This is a genomic window from Desulfosporosinus sp. OT (assembly GCF_000224515.1).
Lineage (GTDB): Bacteria > Bacillota > Desulfitobacteriia > Desulfitobacteriales > Desulfitobacteriaceae > Desulfosporosinus.
Genome location: NZ_AGAF01000220.1, coordinates 1 through 1475, shown reverse-complemented (window position 1 = coordinate 1475; position 1475 = coordinate 1). Strand labels below are relative to the sequence as shown.

The 1475-nt window shown below is 43.5% G+C and carries 2 protein-coding genes; both read left to right on the top strand.

The window, feature by feature from the left end; translation table 11 throughout:
- Positions 1–236: amidohydrolase family protein (locus DOT_RS20690; RefSeq protein WP_009623125.1), on the top strand; the 236-nt coding region annotated here is incomplete at its 5' end.
- Positions 236–1171: a DMT family transporter gene (locus DOT_RS20685; RefSeq protein WP_009623124.1), complete on the top strand. Its 936-nt coding sequence runs from the start codon at positions 236–238 to the stop codon at positions 1169–1171. The genes DOT_RS20690 and DOT_RS20685, both read left to right, overlap by 1 nt.
- Positions 1172–1475 lie beyond the last annotated feature (304 nt).

Sequence of the window (1475 nt, the reverse complement as noted above, 5' to 3'; positions counted from 1 at the left end):
GTGCGGCCCTAGCATGTAAAGCAGGGATGGATGAGGCAGATGCCTTGCGAGCCATCACCATCAATTCGGCAGAGATCTTAGGGGTGTCCGATCGAATAGGCTCTCTTGAGGTTGGAAAAGATGCGGATATTGTCATCTGGAATGAGCATCCATTTATTTTAACCGCTCGCCCGCTTTATGTGATCATTGACGGTAAGGTTGTAAACCCTGAGCCTAAGGAAGATGGAATAAGCTAATGAGTGCTAAATCATCTTCAGGACTTCCTATTTTTGCAGGAATCGGGATGGCGATAATCTGGGGTTTCTCCTTTTTATTTACTAAGGAGACCTTGGATCATACCTTTCCGCTGCAGCTTCTGGGTTTTCGATTTGGAGTCGCTGCACTTTTTCTTACATTATTAAAGTTGACAGGTGTGGTACGGATCAAGCTTAAGGGAAAACCGATATCCTCTCTGCTTCTCTTGGCGCTCTTTCAACCAGGACTCTATTTCATTGGGGAGACTTGGGGAGTCAAGTGGACTTCAGCGTCTGAGGCGGGTATGGTTATCGCTCTAGTTCCAGTGGCTATAGCCAGCATGGCTTCAATTTTTCTCAAAGAAAAGCTCAATGTAAAGCAGATTATTTCGATTAGTGCCTCTGTGTTTGGCGTGTTACTGATCGTGTCTGCTCAAGGAAAACCCCAGTTTGGAGAGCATCTTTGGGGGATACTGGCTCTTCTTTTAGCTGTTTTGGCTGCTGGCGCGTACAGTATCCTGGCAAGACATTCTTCAAAGAGGTTTACTCCCTTAGAGATTACATTTATTATGATGTGGGCGGGAACAGTGATCTTTAATGTACTAGGTGTCGGGCAAAGCGTTGGTGAAGGGTCGTTCTTAACCTATTTAAGCCCGCTTCAGTTACCGAGTGTTTTATGGGCGATTCTTTATCTAGGTGCTTTATCATCAGTGCTTGCTTTCTTTCTTTCGAATTATATGTTTGCAAAATTGCCCGTTTCGCAAACCGCACCAATTTTGAATCTTATTACAGTCGTGTCTGTTTTTTCGGGTGTTTTTTTCAGGGGAGAGCCGTTTGGTTGGATTCAGGCATTGGGCATAACGCTGATTGTTTTAGGCGTTTGGGGAACGAATACCTTTGGCAGGATCGCGTTGCCACCCGTTCAAATCGAGGCTTGAGGTTAGTATTATATAGTTTGAGTTTATATATTGTTCATATCGTACATATCGTCTATTGCTCACTAGGTTCATAGATTGTCTCAACTTAAGCGCATAATGAAATTTAAATTTTATCATGCGTAGTTCCGTAAGTTTCGAAAGTTTACTATATTCCTTATCCAAACAGGGTACACTAAAGAAGTTTGTATTTAGGAGGAATAGAGCAGCATGGACTATAGGGTTACGAGTTTAACGGTTGAGCAAACTCGAGAGTGGGGTAAAAAGCTGGGAGAGTGTTTAGTGGGAGGAAACGTTGTTGCTCTGC